This is a genomic window from Steroidobacter sp. (assembly GCF_016790065.1).
In the GTDB taxonomy this organism is placed as follows: domain Bacteria; phylum Pseudomonadota; class Gammaproteobacteria; order Steroidobacterales; family Steroidobacteraceae; genus Steroidobacter.
On record NZ_JAEUPY010000264.1, the window covers coordinates 1 to 2,123 of the forward strand.

2 protein-coding genes are annotated in these 2,123 nt (G+C 60.5%); both read right to left on the reverse strand.

The window, feature by feature from the left end; all coding sequences use genetic code 11:
* On the reverse strand, nucleotides 1-302 hold a 302-nt coding region (locus tag JNL55_RS11570; RefSeq protein WP_293852980.1), incomplete at its 3' end, for a serine hydrolase.
* A gap of 33 nt (nucleotides 303-335) precedes the next feature.
* On the reverse strand, nucleotides 336-2,123 hold a 1,788-nt coding region (locus JNL55_RS11575), incomplete at its 5' end, for a TonB-dependent siderophore receptor (protein ID WP_293852981.1).

Consider the following 2,123-nt stretch of genomic DNA (forward strand, 5'->3'; position numbering starts at 1 on the left):
TTGTGAGCGGCGATCGCGGCCAACGTGGCCGTGAACTGTTTCGACACTGAGGCGACACAGAAAATCGTGTCGACCCCATTGCGCTTGCCAGTATCGACATTGGCCAATCCAAAGGCCTTCTGCAGCAGCCACTGATGCTTCTGCAAATCCAAGATGCCCACCACGCCACCGGGTGCCGAAGAATCGTTCATGCGCTCGATGAGCGCCGCCGCCTCACGCGTCGCGTTGGGCGCATCGGCTGCCGTGGCTGGCGCGAAATGCGCCAGCCCCCACAGAACCAGAATCAAGATCTTGTTTTTCATTCATCGCCCCTAGGCACTCGATGTGCGCGGTGGTCAGCGCAAGGCGACTTTCATGCCGGCCACGTAAGTCCGGCCTTCGCCGATCGCTACCCAGTTGGGCCCGTCCGAATCCCAGATCTGCTCGTTGGTGGCATTCTTCACATTGAGGCCGAACTCCAAATGCTCGTTGGCTACATAGTGAAGCCCCAAGTCCAGCCGCGTGTAGCTTGGAAATTGCAACCCGCCCGCTGCACCGGGATAGATGGTGTCGCGATACTGCAGCGTGCCGGACGCGCCGAAGCCGTGAAGCACGCCAGACTGCACGTCATAGCGGGTGAACAACGTCACGGTGTTCTTCGGCGAGTGCCGCAGGTCGAATCCACCTTCGGCCTCGGTTTCCAGATAGCCGTAAGCCGTCTGGAAAATCAGCCCCGGCATCGGCCGGCCGCTCAACGACAACTCCGCGCCCCGAGACTTCGCTTCGCCGATCGCGACCAGAAAGCCGGGATTGGCATTGTCGGGCGTCAAGACATTGGGCTTCTCGATGCTGTAAACCGCGACATTGCCGGTCAGGCCCGACTCGCCCAGCACGAACTTGCCACCGACTTCGTACTGAATACCGGTCTCCGGCGCGAATGCCGTGCCACCTGCGGTGCTACCGCTGCGAGGAACGAACGACGTGACTCGGCTTGCATACACCGTCAGCGCGTCGGTAACGTCATAGATCACACCGAACTGCGTCGAGGTCTTGTCCTGTTTCACACCTGTCAGAGGCGGCAATGCCGCGGGCAGCGTGCTACGTGCCGATATCGATTCGACCTCGCTCCAGCGCAACCCCACCAGCAAATCCAACTTCGCACCGATCCGGGCACGCTCCTGCAGGAACACGCCTTTGTTCTTACTCAACAGCTTGTTGTGAATGTTGAGTGCAGGAAGGCTCACCGTGCCGGTGGATGGCGTGAACAGACTCAAGTCGGCGACTCTGACGTTGGCCGACAATCCTTCGAACTCGCTATCGTAGTAGTCGACGCCCATGATGACGTTGTGAGTCACCGCTCCGGTGTCGAACTGGCCGCGCAATCCGACATTGGCGAAGTACGTGGGCTGTTCCTCATCTTGGCGAGTGATACTGCGCCGGGCCGAAATCAGATCCGGGTTGATGACGAAACTGGTGCCCCAGATGATGCCTTTGCGACTGCTCTTGTCGTAGATCGCGGTGCCGCTCAAACTCCAGTTGTCACTGAATTTGTGCACCAGGTTGGCGCTGTAGTTGTAGGCCTGGCGGTAGTAATTCGACAGGCCTGGGACGGCCGCCGACAAGTGCTCCGCGACCTGACCGTTCGGATTGGGCAGCAGCATGCCCTGCACCGGCAAGCGTCGATCGTAAGCGCCGTTCTTGTCCTCGAAGCGCGCGTACCAGGCTTCGAGCGTCAGCGTCGTCGCGTCGCTCAACCCAAACTCGACCACGGGGGCGACGTAAGTACGATCGCGGCGCCAGTTGTCATAGAACGTTTCCTTCGTTTCGTAGGCCACGTTCAATCGTCCACGAATCCGATCGCTCAAGGGTCCGCCGAGATCCGTGGTCGCCCGCTTCCAGTCATAACTTCCCATCTCCAGCTCGGCGGCGAAGTGATGTTGGCGCAGCGGCTTCTTGGTCACCATATTGATGACGGCACCCGGCTCCATGGCGCCGTAGAGCACCGAGGCCGGTCCCATCAGCACCTCGACGCGCTCGAGGCCCGCCGTGTCGGGTGCGACCAGAGGCGATGTTGCCGCATTCCCGTTGATCGCAAACGCGGTTTCGAACCCCCGAGAGTTGATGCGCTGGGGCACGACGGAACT